19 protein-coding genes are annotated in these 17,592 nt (G+C 57.5%); 14 read left to right on the plus strand and 5 right to left on the minus strand.

What is annotated here, in order from left to right:
- Nucleotides 1-222 precede the first annotated feature (222 nt).
- On the plus strand, nt 223-4,185 hold the full coding sequence (gene putA, locus JBO43_RS10080) for a trifunctional transcriptional regulator/proline dehydrogenase/L-glutamate gamma-semialdehyde dehydrogenase (RefSeq protein WP_202674228.1): 3,963 nt from the start codon (nt 223-225) through the stop codon (nt 4,183-4,185).
- Between the two features lie 51 nt (nt 4,186-4,236).
- Nucleotides 4,237-4,632 (plus strand): lysozyme inhibitor LprI family protein, encoded by a 396-nt coding sequence (locus tag JBO43_RS10085; protein WP_202674229.1) that lies wholly within the window; start codon nt 4,237-4,239, stop codon nt 4,630-4,632.
- Here the strand turns inward: JBO43_RS10085 and rutR are convergent.
- On the minus strand, nt 4,629-5,267 hold the full coding sequence (rutR, locus tag JBO43_RS10090; protein WP_095281529.1) for an HTH-type transcriptional regulator RutR: 639 nt from the start codon (nt 5,265-5,267) through the stop codon (nt 4,629-4,631). The two genes, JBO43_RS10085 and rutR, sit on opposite strands and share 4 nt — an antisense overlap.
- Before the next feature lie 289 nt (nt 5,268-5,556).
- Here rutR and rutA point away from each other — a divergent pair, with 289 nt between their 5' ends.
- Genes rutA through rutG form a run of 7 tightly spaced genes read left to right on the plus strand, consistent with a single transcriptional unit; the run spans nt 5,557 to nt 10,991 of the window.
- On the plus strand, nt 5,557-6,648 hold the full coding sequence (rutA, locus tag JBO43_RS10095; RefSeq protein WP_103947915.1) for a pyrimidine utilization protein A: 1,092 nt from the start codon (nt 5,557-5,559) through the stop codon (nt 6,646-6,648).
- Nucleotides 6,648-7,340, plus strand: a complete 693-nt coding sequence (rutB, locus tag JBO43_RS10100; RefSeq protein WP_202674230.1) for a pyrimidine utilization protein B — start codon at nt 6,648-6,650, stop codon at nt 7,338-7,340. Before rutA ends, rutB begins: the two co-directional genes overlap by 1 nt.
- Before the next feature lie 11 nt (nt 7,341-7,351).
- Nucleotides 7,352-7,738 (plus strand): pyrimidine utilization protein C, encoded by a 387-nt coding sequence (gene rutC / locus JBO43_RS10105; protein ID WP_095281526.1) that lies wholly within the window; start codon nt 7,352-7,354, stop codon nt 7,736-7,738.
- A gap of 7 nt (nt 7,739-7,745) precedes the next feature.
- Nucleotides 7,746-8,546: a pyrimidine utilization protein D gene (gene rutD, locus JBO43_RS10110; RefSeq protein WP_202674231.1), complete on the plus strand. Its 801-nt coding sequence runs from the start codon at nt 7,746-7,748 to the stop codon at nt 8,544-8,546.
- The gene (locus JBO43_RS10115; RefSeq protein WP_095281524.1) at nt 8,547-9,137 is read left to right on the plus strand and encodes a malonic semialdehyde reductase; all 591 of its coding nucleotides are present in this window, start codon (nt 8,547-8,549) and stop codon (nt 9,135-9,137) included.
- Between the two features lie 9 nt (nt 9,138-9,146).
- Nucleotides 9,147-9,641 carry an NADH-dependent FMN reductase RutF gene (rutF, locus tag JBO43_RS10120; RefSeq protein WP_095281523.1) on the plus strand — a complete coding sequence of 165 codons (495 nt, stop codon included), beginning with the start codon at nt 9,147-9,149 and terminating at the stop codon, nt 9,639-9,641.
- Between the two features lie 21 nt (nt 9,642-9,662).
- Nucleotides 9,663-10,991 (plus strand): pyrimidine utilization transport protein G, encoded by a 1,329-nt coding sequence (gene rutG / locus JBO43_RS10125; RefSeq protein ID WP_103947920.1) that lies wholly within the window; start codon nt 9,663-9,665, stop codon nt 10,989-10,991.
- Between the two features lie 95 nt (nt 10,992-11,086).
- Here the strand turns inward: rutG and JBO43_RS10130 are convergent, their stop codons facing one another.
- Nucleotides 11,087-12,007 (minus strand): DMT family transporter, encoded by a 921-nt coding sequence (locus JBO43_RS10130; protein ID WP_202674232.1) that lies wholly within the window; start codon nt 12,005-12,007, stop codon nt 11,087-11,089.
- Nucleotides 12,008-12,146: 139 nt separating this feature from the next.
- Entirely contained in the window at nt 12,147-12,323 is a 177-nt protein-coding gene (locus tag JBO43_RS10135; RefSeq protein WP_095281520.1) for a con-10 family general stress protein, read from the minus strand.
- A 391-nt stretch (nt 12,324-12,714) separates the two neighbouring features.
- Between JBO43_RS10135 and wrbA the strand changes: the two genes are divergently transcribed.
- Together wrbA and JBO43_RS10145 are read left to right on the plus strand one after the other, a co-directional pair.
- A complete protein-coding gene (gene wrbA / locus JBO43_RS10140; protein WP_095281519.1) occupies nt 12,715-13,311 on the plus strand; it encodes an NAD(P)H:quinone oxidoreductase in 597 nt (198 codons plus the stop codon).
- A gap of 19 nt (nt 13,312-13,330) precedes the next feature.
- The gene (locus tag JBO43_RS10145) at nt 13,331-13,558 is read left to right on the plus strand and encodes a YccJ family protein (RefSeq protein ID WP_095281518.1); all 228 of its coding nucleotides are present in this window, start codon (nt 13,331-13,333) and stop codon (nt 13,556-13,558) included.
- 32 nt (nt 13,559-13,590) lie between these two features.
- Here the strand turns inward: JBO43_RS10145 and agp are convergent, their stop codons facing one another.
- A complete protein-coding gene (agp, locus tag JBO43_RS10150) occupies nt 13,591-14,832 on the minus strand; it encodes a bifunctional glucose-1-phosphatase/inositol phosphatase (protein WP_095281517.1) in 1,242 nt (413 codons plus the stop codon).
- Between the two features lie 147 nt (nt 14,833-14,979).
- Between agp and JBO43_RS10155 the strand changes: the two genes are divergently transcribed.
- The gene (locus JBO43_RS10155; protein ID WP_095281516.1) at nt 14,980-15,420 is read left to right on the plus strand and encodes a winged helix-turn-helix transcriptional regulator; all 441 of its coding nucleotides are present in this window, start codon (nt 14,980-14,982) and stop codon (nt 15,418-15,420) included.
- Nucleotides 15,421-15,580: 160 nt separating this feature from the next.
- Nucleotides 15,581-16,375 carry an SDR family NAD(P)-dependent oxidoreductase gene (locus JBO43_RS10160; protein WP_202674233.1) on the plus strand — a complete coding sequence of 265 codons (795 nt, stop codon included), beginning with the start codon at nt 15,581-15,583 and terminating at the stop codon, nt 16,373-16,375.
- Here JBO43_RS10160 and JBO43_RS10165 read toward each other — a convergent pair whose 3' ends face one another.
- A complete protein-coding gene (locus JBO43_RS10165; RefSeq protein ID WP_103947922.1) occupies nt 16,376-16,735 on the minus strand; it encodes a winged helix-turn-helix transcriptional regulator in 360 nt (119 codons plus the stop codon).
- Nucleotides 16,736-16,835: 100 nt separating this feature from the next.
- On the opposite strand from JBO43_RS10165, the gene JBO43_RS10170 reads away from it, so the two are divergent.
- Nucleotides 16,836-17,585 (plus strand): SDR family oxidoreductase, encoded by a 750-nt coding sequence (locus tag JBO43_RS10170; protein WP_095281513.1) that lies wholly within the window; start codon nt 16,836-16,838, stop codon nt 17,583-17,585.
- The last annotated feature ends 7 nt before the right edge of the window (nt 17,586-17,592 follow it).

Below are 17,592 nucleotides of genomic sequence, written 5' to 3' on the forward strand. Positions count from 1 at the left end.
ACGCTTTTACGGGTTGCACCTTTTAAAAGTGTTAACTGCCGCATAAAAACAGGCCTCACACGCAGAATTCCGCCTTATTTTCCAGCTAACTTATGCTTAACAATCCATTCATTTTTCAGCTTGCAGACCAGGTCACATTTAACACGGTTGCACAAAGTTGCAACATGGTGGATATTTCACGCTAACGACCGAACATCACTACAGATCAACAGGAGTTTTGGCATGGGCATGACCACCATGGGGGTTAAGCTGGATGACGCGACCCGCGAACGGATTAAGAGCGCTGCAACCCGCATTGACCGCACGCCGCACTGGTTAATTAAGCAGGCTATTTTTAATTATCTGGAACGTCTGGAAACCGAAGACGATTTACCAGAACTGCCTGCTCTGCTGGCCGGTGCCGCGAATGAAAGCGAAGACGCCGTCGCCGCCGCCGAAGAGAACCACCAGCCGTTCCTCGATTTTGCCGAACAGATCCTGCCGCAATCCGTCAGCCGCGCGGCGATCACCGCCGCGTACCGTCGTGCCGAAACCGACGCCGTGCCGATGCTGCTGGAGCAGGCCCGTCTGCCAGAGCCGATTGCTTCTCAGGCGCACAGCCTGGCGTATCAGCTCGCCGACAAACTGCGTAATCAGAAATCCGCCAGCGGCCGCGCCGGAATGGTGCAAGGGCTTCTGCAGGAGTTCTCCCTCTCCTCGCTGGAAGGCGTGGCGCTGATGTGCCTCGCAGAAGCGCTGCTGCGTATTCCAGACAAAGCCACGCGCGATGCCTTAATTCGCGACAAAATCAGCAACGGCAACTGGCACTCGCACATTGGCCGTAGCCCGTCGCTGTTCGTCAATGCCGCCACCTGGGGCCTGCTGTTTACCGGCAAACTGGTCTCTACCCACAACGAAGCCAACCTCTCCCGCTCTTTGAACCGCATTATCGGTAAGAGCGGCGAACCGCTGATCCGCAAAGGCGTGGACATGGCGATGCGCCTGATGGGCGAACAGTTCGTCACCGGCGAAACCATCTCCGAAGCGCTGGCCAACGCCCGCAAGCTCGAAGACAAAGGCTTCCGCTACTCCTACGACATGCTCGGTGAAGCGGCCCTGACCGCCGCCGACGCACAGGCGTACATGGTCTCTTACCAGCAGGCGATCCACGCGATTGGCAAAGCCTCCAACGGTCGCGGCATTTACGAAGGTCCGGGGATTTCCATCAAACTCTCCGCCCTGCACCCGCGCTACAGCCGCGCCCAGTACGACCGCGTGATGGACGAACTCTACCCGCGCCTGAAATCCCTCACCCTGCTGGCGCGCCAGTACGATATCGGGATTAACATCGACGCCGAAGAGGCCGACCGCCTGGAGATCTCCCTCGATCTGCTGGAAAAACTGTGCTTCGAGCCGGAACTGGCGGGCTGGAACGGCATCGGCTTCGTTATTCAGGCCTACCAGAAGCGCTGCCCGTTTGTGATTGATTATCTGATTGACCTCGCCTCGCGCAGCCGTCGCCGCCTGATGATCCGTCTGGTAAAAGGCGCGTACTGGGACAGCGAAATCAAACGCGCGCAGATGGACGGCCTGGAGGGGTATCCGGTCTACACCCGCAAGGTCTACACCGACGTCTCTTACCTCGCCTGCGCGAAAAAACTGCTCGGCGTGCCGAACCTGATTTACCCGCAGTTCGCCACCCACAACGCCCACACGCTGGCGGCGATCTACAGCCTGGCCGGACAGAACTACTATCCGGGCCAGTACGAATTCCAGTGCCTGCACGGCATGGGTGAACCGCTGTACGAGCAGGTCACCGGGAAAGTGGCCGATGGCAAACTGAACCGACCGTGCCGTATTTATGCCCCGGTCGGCACCCATGAAACGCTGCTGGCCTATCTGGTGCGTCGTCTGCTGGAAAACGGCGCCAATACCTCCTTCGTCAACCGTATTGCCGACACTACCCTGCCGCTCGACGAGCTGGTCGCTGATCCGGTGCAGGCCGTGGAAAAAATGGCGGCGCAGGAAGGCCAGCTCGGTCTGCCGCATCCGAAAATCGCCCTGCCGCGCGACCTTTACGGCAGTGACCGCACCAACTCGGCGGGTCTGGATCTGGCGAACGAACACCGTCTGGCGTCCCTCTCTTCTGCTCTGCTGAATAGCGCCCTGCAAAAATGGCAGGCGAAACCGATCCTTGAGCAGCCCGTTGATACAGGCGACATGCAGCCGGTGATCAACCCGGCGGAGCCGAAAGATATCGTCGGGTTTGCCCGCGAAGCCACCGCTAAAGAAGTTGAAATGGCGCTGGAAAATGCGGTGAACAACGCGCCGATCTGGTTCGCGACGCCGCCGCAGGAACGTGCCGCAATCCTTGAGCGCGCCGCAATCCTGATGGAAGGCCAGATGCAGCAGCTGATTGGTATCCTGGTGCGCGAAGCCGGGAAAACTTTCAGCAACGCCATCGCCGAAGTGCGCGAGGCGGTCGACTTCCTGCACTACTACGCCGGTCAGGTACGTAACGATTTTGATAACGAAACTCATCGCCCGCTCGGCCCGGTGGTGTGCATCAGCCCGTGGAACTTCCCGCTGGCGATCTTCACCGGCCAAATCGCGGCGGCGCTTGCCGCAGGTAACAGCGTGCTGGCGAAACCGGCTGAACAGACGCCGCTGATTGCCGCCCAGGGTATTAACATTCTGCTCGAAGCCGGCGTACCGGCTGGCGTGGTGCAGCTTCTGCCGGGCCGTGGGGAAACCGTCGGCGCTCAGCTAACGTCCGACACCCGCGTGCGCGGCGTGATGTTTACCGGCTCCACCGAAGTAGCGACGCTGCTGCAACGCAACATTGCGACGCGTCTCGATCCACAGGGTCGTCCGACGCCGCTGATCGCCGAAACCGGTGGCATGAACGCGATGATCGTTGACTCCTCCGCACTCACCGAACAGGTGGTGGTGGATGTGCTGGCCTCGGCCTTTGACAGCGCCGGACAGCGCTGCTCTGCCCTGCGCGTCCTGTGTCTGCAGGATGATATCGCCGACCACACCCTGAAAATGCTGCGCGGTGCGATGGCCGAATGTCGGATGGGTAACCCAGGCCGTCTGACCACGGACATCGGCCCGGTGATTGATGCCGAAGCGAAAGCCAACATCGAACAACATATTCAGGCGATGCGAGCCAAAGGCCGTCCGGTCTTCCAGGCGGTTCGCGAAAACAGCGAAGACGCCCGCGAATGGAACACCGGCACCTTTATTGCGCCGACGCTGATTGAGCTCTCCAGCTTCGACGAGCTGAAAAAAGAGGTCTTCGGCCCGGTGCTGCACGTCGTGCGCTACAGCCGTAACAATCTGGAGGCGCTGGTCGATCAGATTAATGCTTCCGGCTACGGCCTGACACTCGGCGTGCATACCCGCATCGACGAAACCATCGCTCAGGTGACGGGCAGCGCGAAAGTCGGCAACCTGTACGTGAACCGCAACATGGTTGGCGCAGTCGTCGGCGTGCAGCCGTTCGGCGGCGAAGGCTTGTCCGGCACCGGTCCGAAAGCGGGTGGTCCGCTCTATCTGTACCGTCTGCTGGCGAACCGCCCTGAGAATGCGCTCGGCGTGACCCTGGCGCGTCAGGATGCAGAACGTCCGGTGGATGCACAGCTCAAAACGCTGATCACCCAACCGCTGGAAGCCCTCGTCAAATGGGCAGAAAATCGCCCGGAACTGCGCGCCATTTGCCAGCAGTATGGCGAGCAGGCGCAGGCGGGTACGCAGCGTCTGCTGCCAGGCCCGACCGGAGAGCGCAACACCTGGACACTGATGCCGCGCGAGCGCGTGCTGTGTATCGCCGATAACGAACAGGATACGCTGGTTCAGCTGGCTGCCGCTGCGGCAACAGGCTGTGAAGTGCTGTGGCCGGAAGATGGTTTGCATCGTGACCTGGCTAAACAGCTGCCGAAAGAGGTCTCCGCGCGTATCACGTTTGCCAAACCGGATGTGATTACCACCCAGGCTTTCGACGCGGTGATCTACCACGGCGATTCCGATCAGCTGCGCGAACTGTGCGAACTGGTCGCGGCGCGCGACGGCGCGATTGTCTCGGTGCAGGGCTTTGCCCGTGGCGAAACCAATCTGCTGCTGGAGCGTCTGTACGTGGAGCACTCGCTCAGCGTCAACACCGCCGCTGCCGGGGGTAACGCCAGCCTGATGACAATCGGTTAAAGCTATGATAATAAGGCTCCGGAAACGGGGCCTTTTTTATTGGGTGAGAGAATGAAACGAGTATTGATTGCCGGAGCAGCACTGCTGCTCAGCGCCAGCGCGCTGGCGGATGAATGCGCCAGTGCCAGCACACAGACCGATTTGAACACCTGTACCGCGCAGCAGTATCAGAGTGCTGATAAAAAACTGAATCAGACCTATCAGGCCGCGATGAAACGGGCCGCTGCGCCACAGAAAGAGTTGCTGAAAAAAGCGCAGCAGGCGTGGATTGCCCTGCGTGACGCCGACTGCGCGTTTGCCGGTTCCGGCAGCGAAGGCGGGAGCGTTCAGCCGATGATTATCAACCAGTGCATGACCGAGAAAACCGCCGAGCGCGAGGCGTATCTGGCGTCATTAATGCAGTGCGAAGAAGGCGATTTAAGCTGCCCGCTGCCGCCTGGCAACTAACGCAGACGAATACCTTCAATAATCAGGCGCTGCACGTTATCCACCGCACTCTGGAAAAATGCCTCGTCCTGGAGCGTTTTTCCGGTCACGGCTTCGACCTGGCTCGCAAAGTCAGCATAGTGCTGGGTCGAGGCCCAAATCATAAAGATCAGATGCTGCGGGTCGACCGGGGCCAGTTTTCCGCTTGCGACCCAGCCCGCAATAATCGCCGACTTATCGTCGATCAACTGTTTCAAATCTCCCGTCAATTCAGCCTGCAACAGCGGCGCGCCCTGTAGCATCTCCATGCAGAACAGTTTTGAGGCTTGCGGATAGTCGCGGGACACTTCCAGCTTGAGGCGTATGTACTCTTTGATCGCCACCAGCGGCGCGAGCTCTTCGCGAAACGCTTTCAGCGGTGCCAGCCAGATATCAAGAATCTGTTGCAGAACGGCGATATACAGTGCCTCTTTCGACGGGTAGTAATACAGCAGATTGGTTTTCGACACGCCCGACAATTCTGCGACTTGCTCCAGGCGCGTGCCGTGGATGCCAAACTGCGAGAAAGTCTCCAGCGCGGCTTTCAGAATGGCCTGCTTCTTGGCGCTCACCGCCCGCGAACGTTTACCTGGTGTCTGCACTGCGCCTTGTGTCATGCCTGCTCTCCTTGAAAATGTGCGTTTAGCATAGCAAAACCCCTCGCTTCTCACGACATTCTGCACCTCGATCGCGCATAACTGCCTGTTTTGTGTGCATTGCTTTTGACCATTTAGTCCACTTTGTTCGATATCTTTTCAACAACTATCAGTTAACACGTTAATAACATTGCGCTTTTCAAAACTGGCATCCCCTTTGCAAAACCCTTATCACGAGGCTGAACAGGAAATGCAGGATGCAGCGCCACGTCTGACTTTCACCCCACACTGAGATGAAGAGAGGTTCGTGATGAAAATTGGCGTATTCGTCCCTATCGGCAACAACGGCTGGCTAATCTCCTCCCACGCGCCGCAGTACATGCCGACCTTTGAGCTGAACAAAGCCATTGTGCAAAAGGCGGAGCATTACCATTTCGACTTTGCGCTCTCGATGATCAAACTGCGCGGCTTCGGCGGCAAAACCGAATTCTGGGATCACAATCTGGAGTCTTTCACTCTGATGGCGGGTCTGGCGGCGGTGACGTCGCGCATTCAGATCTACGCCACCGCCGCCACCCTCACCTTGCCCCCGGCGATTGTGGCGCGTATGGCATCGACCATTGACTCCATCTCCGGCGGGCGCTTCGGCGTGAATCTGGTGACCGGCTGGCAAAAACCAGAGTACGAGCAGATGGGCCTGTGGCCGGGCGATGAGTATTTCTCGCGTCGGTATGACTATCTCACCGAATACGTACAGGTCCTGCGCGATCTGTGGGGCACCGGCAAGAGCGATTTCAAAGGCGACTACTTCACCATGAATGACTGTCGCGTCAGCCCGCAGCCCTCCACGCCGATGAAGGTAATCTGCGCCGGACAGAGCGACGCGGGGATGGCATTTTCCGCGCAGCATGCAGATTTCAACTTCTGCTTTGGGAAAGGCGTCAACACCCCCACCGCCTTCGCCCCCACCGCCGCACGCATGAAAGAGGCGGCGGAAGTGACCGGGCGCGATGTCGGATCTTACGTGCTGTTTATGGTCATCGCCGACGAAACCGACGAGGCCGCACGCGCCAAATGGGAGCACTACAAGGCGGGAGCCGACGAGGAAGCCTTGAGCTGGTTAACGGAGCAGAGCCAAAAAGATACCCGCTCCGGGTCAGACACCAACGTGCGCCAGATGGCGGACCCGACCTCGGCGGTCAACATCAATATGGGCACCCTCGTCGGGTCTTACGCCAGCGTCGCGCGGATGCTCGATGACGTCGCCAGCGTGCCGGGTGCCGAAGGCGTGCTGTTAACCTTTGATGATTTTCTTATGGGCGTTGAGACCTTTGGCGAGCGCATCCAGCCGCTGATGCAGTGCCGCGCACATATCCCGGCGCTGACGCAGGAGGTGGCGTAATGATTTCATTAGATGCACGCCCGGAAGCCATCACTTTTACGCCGGAACAGAGCGCGCTGATCGTGGTGGATATGCAAAACGCTTACGCAAGCCAGGGCGGCTATCTGGATCTGGCCGGATTTGACGTCTCCGCTACCCGACCGGTTATCGACAATATCAATATCGCCGTGGCCGCCGCACGCGCAGCGGGAATGCTGATCGTCTGGTTCCAGAACGGCTGGGACGATCGCTACGTTGAAGCCGGTGGCCCTGGCTCGCCCAATTTCCATAAATCCAACGCCCTGAAAACCATGCGCAAGCAGCCAGAATTACAGGGAAAACTGCTGGCAAAAGGCGGCTGGGATTATCAGCTGGTCGACGAACTGGTGCCGCAGCCTGGCGATATCGTGCTGCCGAAACCGCGCTACAGCGGCTTTTTCAACACCCCGCTCGACAGCCTGTTGCGCAGCCGTGGCATTCGCCATCTGGTGTTTACCGGCATTGCGACCAACGTCTGTGTGGAATCGACCCTGCGCGACGGCTTTTTCCTCGAGTATTTCGGCGTGGTGCTGGCAGACGCCACGCACCAGGCCGGGCCGGAGTTCGCGCAGAAAGCCGCCCTGTTCAATATCGAAACCTTTTTTGGCTGGGTCAGCACCGTCGCCGAGTTCTGCGATGCCGTCTCCCCGCCGTCGTTAGCCCGTATCGCCTGAGGAGCAATACTATGCCGAAATCCGTGATCATTCCCGCTGGCACCAGCACGCCGATTGCGCCCTTTGTGCCTGGCACGCTCGCCGATGGCGTGGTGTATGTCTCCGGTACGCTGCCCTTTGATAAAGAGAATAACGTGGTCTGGCCCGACGACCCAAAGGCACAAACCCGCCACGTTCTGGAAACTATCAGAAGCGTTATCGAAACGGCGGGTGGCACGATGGAGGATGTGACCTTCAACAGCATCTTTATCACCGACTGGAAAAATTACGCCGCGATTAACGAAATCTACGCCGAGTTTTTCCCCGGCGACAAACCGGCGCGATTCTGCATTCAGTGCGGGCTGGTGAAGCCCGAGGCGCTGGTCGAGATCGCCACTATTGCGCACATTGGGAAGTGAGGTTGCCATGAAAATATCGCTTTCACCGCCCCCCTTTGTCGATGCGCCAGTCGTGGTGCTGATCGCCGGGTTAGGCGGCGGTGGCAGTTACTGGCTGCCGCAGTTAGCGGTGCTGGAGCAGGAGTATCAGGTGGTGTGTTACGACCAGCGCGGGACCGGAAATAACCCCGAAGCGTTGCCCGAGAACTACTCTGTGGCACAGATGGCAGACGAGCTGTATCAGGCGCTGGCACAAGCAGGCACTCAGCGCTTTTGCGTGGTCGGCCATGCGCTCGGTGCGCTGGTCGGGCTGCAACTGGCGCTCGATCGCCCTGAGTCTGTCAGCGCACTGGTATCAATCAACGGCTGGCTGAAGCTGAACGCCCATACTCGCCGCTGTTTCCAGATCCGCGAACGCCTGCTGCACGCGGGCGGTGCACAGGCCTGGGTGGAAGCGCAGCCGCTGTTCCTCTATCCCGCCGACTGGATGGCGGCCCGTGCGCCGCGAATGGAAGCGGAAGAGGCGCTGGCCCTCGCCCACTTTCAGGGAAAACCCAATCTGCTTAAGCGTCTCCAGGCGCTTAAGCAGGCGGATTTCAGCCGGGATGTGGCGCGTATTCGCTGCCCGGTAATGGTTATCTGCTCTACTGACGATCTGCTGGTGCCCGCCGTTTGTTCCACCGAATTGCACGCCGCGCTGCCCCACAGTGAAAAGGTGGTGATGCGCGAGGGCGGGCACGCCTGCAACGTCACCGATCCCGATACCTTCAATACGCTGCTGCTGAACGGGCTGGCCAGTCTGCTGCATGCACAAGAAAGGGTTTTATAGATGAGCGAAGCCATCAATCCAATCGCGTTAAAAACGCTGTTTACCGAGGCGCGCACACATAACGGCTGGCAGGATATTCCGGTCAGCGATGAGACCCTGCGCGAGATCTACGACCTGATGAAATGGGGGCCGACTTCTGCCAACTGTTCCCCCGCGCGGATCGTGTTTGTCCGCTCGCCGGAGGGCAAAGAGAAACTGGCCCCGGCGCTCTCCAGCGGCAATCTGGCGAAAACCCTGGCCGCGCCCGTCACGGCGATTGTCGCCTGGGACAGCGAGTTTTATGAGCGCTTGCCGGAACTGTTTCCCCACGGCGATGCCCGCAGCTGGTTTACCTCCAGCCCGGAGCTGGCGCAGGAGACGGCGTTTCGCAACAGCTCGCTGCAGGCCGCGTATCTGATCTTCGCCTGTCGCGCGCTGGGGCTGGATACCGGGCCGATGTCAGGCTTTGATCCGCAAAAAGTGGATGCGGCCTTTTTCACCGGCACAAGCCTGAAAAGCAATCTGCTGATCAACATCGGCTACGGCGACGCCAGCAAAGTTTATGAGCGTCTGCCGCGTCTGACGTTTGAAGATGCCTGCGGGCTGGCGTAAGGAGCAAACATGAACGTACCGGATCAACAAACTTTTCGCGACGCAATGGCCTGCGTCGGCGCGGCGGTGAACATTATCACCACTGACGGTCCTGCCGGTCAGGCCGGATTTACCGCCAGCGCCGTGTGCAGCGTGACCGACTCTCCGCCCACCCTGCTGGTGTGCCTGAATCGCGGCGCGTCCGTCTGGCCAGCGTTTAACGAAAACCGCACCCTGTGCGTCAATACGCTGAGCGCCGGGCAAGAGCCGCTATCGAACCTGTTTGGCGGCAAAACGCCGATGGACCAACGCTTCGCGGCGGCAAACTGGCAGACAGGAGAAACCGGCTGTCCACGGCTCGAAGACGCGCTGGCGTCATTTGATTGTCGCATCAACCAGATAGTCAGCGTCGGCACGCACGACATTCTTTTTTGCGACATTGTATCGATTACACGCCACCCCGCGCCGCAGGGACTGGTGTGGTTTGATCGCGGCTATCACGCACTTTTGCGACCCGCCTGTTAACCCTCCTTAAGGAGATAGCTCATGGCTTTGTTCGGTTTTCCCCACTGGCAGTTGAAATCGACCTCCACTGAACGCGGCGTGGTCGCGCCGGATGAAAGACTTCCCCTGGTACCCACCGTGGTGATGGGCGTCCAGCACGCGGTCGCGATGTTTGGCGCAACGGTGCTGATGCCTATTCTGATGGGGCTTGATCCTAATTTATCGATTTTAATGTCGGGCATCGGCACGCTGCTGTTTTTCTTCATCACCGGTGGGCGCGTGCCGAGCTATCTGGGATCGAGCGCTGCCTTTGTCGGCGTGGTGATCGCCGCCACGGGTTTTAACGGTCAGGGGATCAACCCGAATCTGAGCGTCGCACTCGGAGGGATTATCGCCTGCGGGTTGGTCTACACCCTGATAGGCGTTGCCGTGATGAAGATGGGCACCCGATGGATTGAACGCCTGATGCCGCCGGTCGTTACTGGCGCGGTGGTGATGGCGATTGGCCTGAATCTCGCGCCGATTGCGGTTCGAGGGGTGTCTGCATCGTCTTTTGACAGTTGGATGGCCGTAATGACGGTGCTGTGTATTGGTCTGGTGGCTGTATTCACGCGCGGGATGATTCAGCGGCTGTTGATTCTGGTCGGGCTGATTGCGGCGTGTCTGGTCTATGCTCTGATGACCAGCGTTTTCGGCCTCGGCAAACCGGTTGATTTTTCGCTGGTGCAAAATGCCGCGTGGTTTGGTCTGCCGCACTTCACATCCCCCACTTTTAGCGGACAGGCGATGATGCTGATTGCACCCGTAGCAGTGATTCTGGTGGCGGAAAACTTAGGCCATCTGAAAGCAGTCGCCGGAATGACCGGGCGCAATATGGACCCGTACATGGGCCGCGCGTTTGTCGGTGACGGGCTGGCCACGATGCTGTCGGGTTCGGTCGGTGGCAGCGGCGTGACAACTTACGCCGAAAATATCGGCGTGATGGCCGTGACCAAGGTGTACTCCACGCTGGTGTTTGTCGCTGCAGCGGTGATTGCGCTGCTGCTGGGCTTCTCGCCGAAATTTGGCGCGTTGATCCACACCATTCCAGCCCCGGTTATCGGCGGTGCATCGATTGTGGTGTTTGGCCTTATCGCCGTGGCGGGTGCGCGAATCTGGGTGCAGAACCGTGTTGATCTCAACCAGAACGGCAACCTGATCATGGTCGCTGTCACGCTGGTGCTGGGTGCGGGTGATTTCGCGCTGACCATCGGCGGCTTTACGCTGGGCGGAATTGGCACGGCCACCTTTGGCGCGATTTTGCTGAATGCGTTGTTGAGTCGCCGGACGGCGGAGATCTCTCAGGCTGAGGTGGTGCACCAGGACTCCTGATGGAGCCGGTTGTTTGTGCCGGGTGGCGGCTTCGCCTTACCCGGCCTACGTTTCTTTTGTAGGCCCGGTAAGCGCAGCGCCACCGGGCAAAAATCTCAGGATTCCTGGTTTACTGTCGCGTTGTCAGTTTGCGACTGTGTCTTTTTCTTTTTTAACTTTAACTCACTCACCAAAACGCCCACCACAATAAACGCCGCACCAAGCAGGGCCAGCATCGGCAAACGCTCGCCCGCAAGACGACCGAAAATCCCGGCCCAGACCGGTTCGCCGGTGTAGATGACCGTCGCGCGCGTCGGGGAAACGCTGCGCTGCGCCCAGTTCATCGTCACCTGGATAATGGCGCTGAAAATACCCAGACCTAAAGCCACGACCACCAGCCCAGTGGACATCGGCGGGACGGATTCGCCTGCGGGTACCATCGCCACAAATGCGACGATTGACGCAGTTGCAAGCTGTACAACGGTCACGCGTTTGACGTCCACTTTTCCGGCCCAGGCGCTGATCAAAATAATTTCTGCCGCAATCGCCACCGCGCCGATCAGCGTGATGATTTCACCCGGCCCCATCGCCAGCAGATTGTCCCCCGGTCCGGCGAGAAAAATGAGGCCGATAAATGCCAGTACGATACCTACGCAAGACATCAGCCCCGGCATTCTGCCGAGACACAGCCATTGCAATAGCGGCACCAGCGGAACGTACATCGCGGTAATAAATGCGGATTTACTGCTGGGAATGGTCTGTAAACCCCAGGTCTGCAGGCTGTAACCCATCGCTATCGACACCCCAATCGCCACGCCAGCCTGCAGTTCTTTCATCGTTAGCCCACGCAGGGTTTTCAGTGAGAAAAGCGCCACCACAATCGCCGCCGTGGCAAAACGTAGCCCGACGAAGAAAAACGGATCGCTGAGCGTCACGGCATACTGTACGGCGAGGAAGGTTCCGCCCCAGAACATGGTGATCAGAATCAGGATCGCTTCCTGAGGTTTGATGGAGAAGGCATAACGAGAGGAGGACATGGGACACCGACAGCAAGAGTTAATCCGCTAGTGTGCGATGCCTTTGGTTACAGTTCAATGTTGCACAAATAAAAAAACCGCCGGGAGTCCCGGCGGCAGGGGGATATTTCAGGTTGGGTGACACTGAAATGGAGAACAACTAACTTTTATTGTTGCTCCCGTGGCTATTTTTGCCCCCTTTTTTGCCAGCTTCAGATGCACGCTGCGGGTCATTCTTGAAGTTGCCCCCGCTCTGCTGGCCACCTTTACGACCTGCTTCTGATGCTCTGTCACGGTCTTCAGCGAAATTACCTGACCCACCACGATGGTTTGCCATCTCTAACCTCCAGAGTGTGAAACATTAGACATCATACTGCATTCAGTAAAAGAGGATTCTTTCACCTGACGGCACAAGGCCAGAGCCTTTGTCTGCGCCGCGTGAAACTAAGCTTAGTGGAATGAGCCGATCCAGCCAGTAAACGGTAATATTCTGCAACATGAAATCAGCCGTTCGTGTGAGATCTTGCCGCCGTCACCAATAAGCTCCTCTTATCATTCAGAAAAGCCGATTCGCTAAAAATGTTTCATATTGCTACAAAGAAAGCTCCTAAATATCTTGTTATAAATCAAAGAAATGGCTTTAAGATTTGCAGTCTGGCCGAGGCGTCTTATCTTTAAATGAACGCAGCGATTCGCTGCCAGAAACCACAATCGAGGAGTGATGCAAGATGGCAAAAGTTCTGGTGCTCTATTATTCCATGTATGGACACATTGAAACCATGGCTCATGCGGTGGCGGAAGGCGCTAACAAAGTGGATGGGGTTGAGGTCGTGGTGAAACGCGTACCAGAAACCATGAATGCCGAAGCGTTCCTGAAAGCCGGTGGCAAAACGCAAAATGCCCAGCAGGCGACGCCACAAGAACTGGCCGACTATGACGCCATCATCTTCGGCACCCCAACGCGATTCGGCAATATGTCCGGGCAAATGCGCACCTTCCTGGATCAGACCGGCGGGCTGTGGGCTTCCGGCGCACTGTACGGGAAACTCGCCAGCGTCTTTAGCTCAACCGGGACCGGTGGCGGCCAGGAACAGACGATTACCTCAACCTGGACGACCCTTGCGCACCACGGGATGGTGATTGTGCCCATCGGATACGGCGCGCAGGAATTATTTGATGTTTCACAGGTTCGTGGCGGTACCCCGTACGGTGCCACCACCATTGCTGGCGGCGACGGTTCGCGTCAGCCAAGCCAGGAAGAGCTGGCCATCGCTCGTTATCAGGGCGAGCACGTCGCGAGCCTCGCTAAAAAACTGAACGGCTAACCTCAACAGGAGGACAAGCATGCCAACTCAAGAATCTAAAGCTCATCACGTCGGTGAGTGGGCAAGTTTACGCAATACCTCTCCAGAAATTGCCGAGGCCATCTTTGAAGTCGCGAAATATGATGAAAAGCTGGCGGAGAAAATTTGGGAGGACGGGAGCGATGAAGTGCTGGTCCGTGCCTTCGATAAAACAGACAAAGACTCGCTCTTCTGGGGCGAGCAAACCATCGAACGTAAAAACGTCTAATCGTTCCCCCCGCAGTAGCGGGGGGTTTTACCTTACTTCGCCGCGTCATTCATCAGCGTATTAAACTTATCAATCGGGCAGAATCCGTTGGTATCCACCGGACAGCCTTTCAGTTCGAGCGTCACACGCTGCGCCGGAGATTTCAACGACAGCACATCGGCGTTCCGCAACTGCTCTGAGCTTTGATAGACATACTCAATTTTCATCAGCTCACGATTCGCGTTTTTATCATGCCAGCGCTGGAAGACAATCTTCCCGCCAATCGGCGTACGCTCGTGCTGGTCATGCAGCTGATACGGTTTGAAGTCCAGCGCCGTCAGCAGCGACGCGATGTTTGAATCATGCCCCACCAGCACGGTGATTTTTGGCGCTTTCGCCTGATCGGTCACCAGTGCGTTATCGATGTATTTCACCAGCGGTTTGGCGACGTTACGCGCCACTTCGGTGGAGGTGAACAGAGAATCCTGATAGCCATTTTTCAGCTGCGACAGCACGCGCCACTGCTGGTCGGTTTTGATTTCGCCCCATGCCACCTGATCCAGCGGGAAGCCTTCGTAATATTGCAACGTGAACGCATCCACCAGCGAGTTACCCACTTTCAGCGGGCCAGAGACGCTCGGCTCTTTTTCATAGTCGGCGGTAAAGGTGTCTTTGGCCTCCGTCAGAGAACACACTTTTTTCTCTTTGCAGGACGGGGAGTCGGTGTATTTGGTGATCTGCTCCAGTAGCTTGTAGCTCTCATCCAGCTTCATGCCTTGGCGCTCGGTTTCCATCGCTTTGACTGCTTTTTCGCGGAACTCCGGTGAATTGTCGGTGATCACCGGGTTGAAGGTTGGGTCCATCGTGCCCATTTTTTCCTGATGGTGAACCGGAACATCACACCCTGGGAAGGCGCCAGTGATAAAGAATTGGGCGGTTGCGACGGTACGCTGCAAGCTGTTGGCATAGGTGTACACCGCGTCTGCCGGTGGACATTCTCCGGTGGTCACCATCCCCTGCTCGGCCAGCCATTCACGCATGTAATGGCCCATGTACACTTCGAGCACGCCACCTTTAGTGGTGAGCTGCCCGCCTGGGACATCCCACTCAGGCCATTTTCCCGGCGTTGACTGTTCCAGCACGCTGCCGTTGTTCGCCAGAGGGGCGCGCAAGTTGTGGCGGCTCATGATTAAAACCTGCTGTAGCTGATAGCCTTCCGGGGCCGTTTGCGCCTGCGCGCCAGAGGTCATTGTTAAAGTGCCAGCCACTGCGATAGCAAGTAGTGCTTTTCTCATCCCTTTATCCTCAGAGTTTATTTTCGTCAAACTGATTGTGACAGATTGATGACAAATTTCCGGGAACCATTTCTCAAAGTGATAGATAACGCTTTTTACGGCAGCGAAAAAAGGTTTTATAATAAAACTATCAACCGAGGAGCCAGCGTGAAACGAACCCGTCTTGAAGAGAGTACCTGTCCTGTCGCCCGTTCGCTCGATATTATCGGCGACTGGTGGTCGTTGCTGATCGTACGCGACGCCCTGCGTGGGCTGAAGCGTTTTGGGGAATTTCAGAAAAGCCTCGGGATCGCCAAAAATATGCTCGCCACCCGCCTCAAATTGCTGGTAGAAGAAGGCATCCTGATTTTACAGCCCGCCTCCGATGGCAGCGCCTGGCAGGAGTATGTGCTGACCGAAAAAGGCCGCGCTTTGCAGACGGTACTGGTGGCGTTATCCCAGTGGGGCAATGAACATTTGTTTGCCGAAAACGAGCTGGGCAGCGTACTGGTGGACGCAGAACATCGTCAACCGCTGCGTAAACTGACGCTTATCGCTCAGGATGGCCGGGAACTGGCGCCGGAAGATGTGATCCCGAAACTTCCCTAACCCTTCTCTTTCAGTCTCTTAGACACAGTTCCCTCTCCGCCCTGAGCGCAGATCAAAAATAATTTCCGTCAATTGGTTGCATTATAAAACCAAATATCTCACAGTAAATTAGGTTTCATATTGAAACCAATTAACCCACTTTGCTTTGAGGTAACACGCAATGACTACCCAACACTCTACCGCGTTGATCACTGGGGCATCATCCGGCATTGGCGCAGTGTATGCCGATCGTTTCGCCGCCCGAGGCGTTAATCTGGTACTGGTTGCTCGTCGGGAAGATCGCCTGAACACCCTGGCATCACAGCTTCGCGAGCAGTATGGCGTTAATGTCGAGATTCTGGTCGCCGATCTGACGCAGGAGACGGGGATCCGCGCCGTTGAGGAAGTGCTGCACAGCAATACGGCGATCGATTCGCTGGTCAATAACGCTGGCACGGCGCAAATGGCCCCGTTCCTCGCCAGCGACGCGGCCTCGCACCAGGCCATCAATACCTTAAATACCACGGCCCTGATGCGTCTGACGCTGGCGATCCTGCCGCGCCTGGCACAGAACAATCGCGGCACGCTGATTAATATCGCCTCGGTGCTGTCGATTCACGCGCGGGCGGGCAGTGCCCTGTATAGCGCTACCAAAGCCTGGGTGCTGAACTTTACGCGTGGATTACAGGAAGAGTTTGCCGACACTGGCGTGCGTATTCAGGCGGTGTTACCTGCCGCAACTGCGACGGAGATTTGGGAAATTTCAGGCGTTTCCATGAACGATCTGCCGGAAGGTTCGGTGATGACCACGGACGATATGGTGGACGCGGCGCTGGCCGGGCTGGATAAAGGTGAATTGATCACGATCCCGCCGATGCATGATGTGCAACTCTGGGAGCGGTATGAAGAGGCGCGTCTGGCCCTGTTCAATAGTGCGCGGACCGGCGTTCCGGCGCCGCGCTATCTGACGCGCTAATTAACGTTCCAGCTGGTCGCCATATTCCCGCATCCAGGCGGCCAGCGGGGAGAGCGCGCTCTGTAGCGTAAGTCCTAAATCCGTTATCTGATATTCCACGCGCGGCGGAATCTCCGGAAAGATCGTCCGCGACACCAGCCCACGCTGTTCAAATAAACGCAGCTGTTTGGTCAGCTCTTTTTGGGTGATCGGTGCAGCCGCGCGAAGCAGATCGCCAAAGCGCACCGGGGCATTGAGGACGATCAGCCGATACAGAATGGGGATCGCCCATTTGCCCGAAATCAGGCTGACAAACTGGGTCATCGGGCAGGATTCAGTCGCAGAATTTTTTTCACACGTCGGGTCGAGTATTTCCGCCATAGCACACCGTTCGCCTCATTAGTATCCAAATGGTACCTGGTTTCTTTTGGATACTAACGTTTCTATAGTGCTTTCTCCAGTGACATTTCAGGAGATAAACATGGGTCGTTTAGCAGGTAAATATACGCTTATTACGGGTGGCACCAGCGGCATCGGTCTGGCGACGGCGCAGGAGTTTATCGCCGAAGGGGCACACGTCGCGGTGACCGGACGTAACCCGGAAACACTGGCCGAGGCGCAACGAATTTTAGGGGATAACGCCTGGGTGATCGCCACCGACGCTGGTGATATTTCCGCGCAACAGCAGCTGGCAGACACCCTCGCCACTCGCTGGTCACGGCTGGATGCGGTGTTTATCAACGCCGGAGATGTGACGCACGGTCTTATTGAGGAGTGGCGCGAAGAGGCGTGGGATCGGCTGATGAGCATCAATCTCAAGGGTCCCTTCTTTCTGGTTCAGGCGCTGCTGCCGCTGCTGAACAATCCCTCTTCGGTGATTTTGTGTGGCTCGGTTAGCGCCCGCATCGGCCTGCCCACCAGCAGCGTTTATGCCGCCAGCAAAGCCGGGCTGTTATCCCTGGCGAGAACGTTGTCAGCGGAATTACTGCCGCGCGGGGTTCGCGTTAACGGCTTAAGTCCTGGGCCGGTTGCTACTCCAGCGCTGAACAAACTGGGGCTGAGCGAAGAGGCGCAGAAAGCGCTACAGGGTGATATTGCAAGCCTGGTTCCGCTTGGGCGGATGGGCACGCCAACGGAACTGGCGAAGGCCGCGCTGTATCTGGCGTCCGATGAATCAAGCTATACGGTGGGAACAGAACTGTTGGTTGATGGCGGAACCGGCAGTTTGTAACACACAA

It is taken from the genome of Lelliottia jeotgali (genome assembly GCF_016771845.1).
Classification (GTDB): Bacteria; Pseudomonadota; Gammaproteobacteria; order Enterobacterales; family Enterobacteriaceae; genus Enterobacter; species Enterobacter jeotgali.

Bases quoted from the DNA above. Each gene is read 5' to 3' on its own strand.
- putA (WP_202674228.1), top strand. From the start codon at position 223: ATGGGCATGACCACCATGGGGGTTAAGCTGGATGACGCGACCCGCGAA.
- JBO43_RS10085 (WP_202674229.1), top strand. From the start codon at position 4,237: ATGAAACGAGTATTGATTGCCGGAGCAGCACTGCTGCTCAGCGCCAGC.
- rutR (WP_095281529.1), bottom strand. From the start codon at position 5,267: ATGACACAAGGCGCAGTGCAGACACCAGGTAAACGTTCGCGGGCGGTG.
- rutA (WP_103947915.1), top strand. From the start codon at position 5,557: ATGAAAATTGGCGTATTCGTCCCTATCGGCAACAACGGCTGGCTAATC.
- rutB (WP_202674230.1), top strand. From the start codon at position 6,648: ATGATTTCATTAGATGCACGCCCGGAAGCCATCACTTTTACGCCGGAA.
- rutC (WP_095281526.1), top strand. From the start codon at position 7,352: ATGCCGAAATCCGTGATCATTCCCGCTGGCACCAGCACGCCGATTGCG.
- rutD (WP_202674231.1), top strand. From the start codon at position 7,746: ATGAAAATATCGCTTTCACCGCCCCCCTTTGTCGATGCGCCAGTCGTG.
- JBO43_RS10115 (WP_095281524.1), top strand. From the start codon at position 8,547: ATGAGCGAAGCCATCAATCCAATCGCGTTAAAAACGCTGTTTACCGAG.
- rutF (WP_095281523.1), top strand. From the start codon at position 9,147: ATGAACGTACCGGATCAACAAACTTTTCGCGACGCAATGGCCTGCGTC.
- rutG (WP_103947920.1), top strand. From the start codon at position 9,663: ATGGCTTTGTTCGGTTTTCCCCACTGGCAGTTGAAATCGACCTCCACT.
- JBO43_RS10130 (WP_202674232.1), bottom strand. From the start codon at position 12,007: ATGTCCTCCTCTCGTTATGCCTTCTCCATCAAACCTCAGGAAGCGATC.
- JBO43_RS10135 (WP_095281520.1), bottom strand. From the start codon at position 12,323: ATGGCAAACCATCGTGGTGGGTCAGGTAATTTCGCTGAAGACCGTGAC.
- wrbA (WP_095281519.1), top strand. From the start codon at position 12,715: ATGGCAAAAGTTCTGGTGCTCTATTATTCCATGTATGGACACATTGAA.
- JBO43_RS10145 (WP_095281518.1), top strand. From the start codon at position 13,331: ATGCCAACTCAAGAATCTAAAGCTCATCACGTCGGTGAGTGGGCAAGT.
- agp (WP_095281517.1), bottom strand. From the start codon at position 14,832: ATGAGAAAAGCACTACTTGCTATCGCAGTGGCTGGCACTTTAACAATG.
- JBO43_RS10160 (WP_202674233.1), top strand. From the start codon at position 15,581: ATGACTACCCAACACTCTACCGCGTTGATCACTGGGGCATCATCCGGC.
- JBO43_RS10165 (WP_103947922.1), bottom strand. From the start codon at position 16,735: ATGGCGGAAATACTCGACCCGACGTGTGAAAAAAATTCTGCGACTGAA.
- JBO43_RS10170 (WP_095281513.1), top strand. From the start codon at position 16,836: ATGGGTCGTTTAGCAGGTAAATATACGCTTATTACGGGTGGCACCAGC.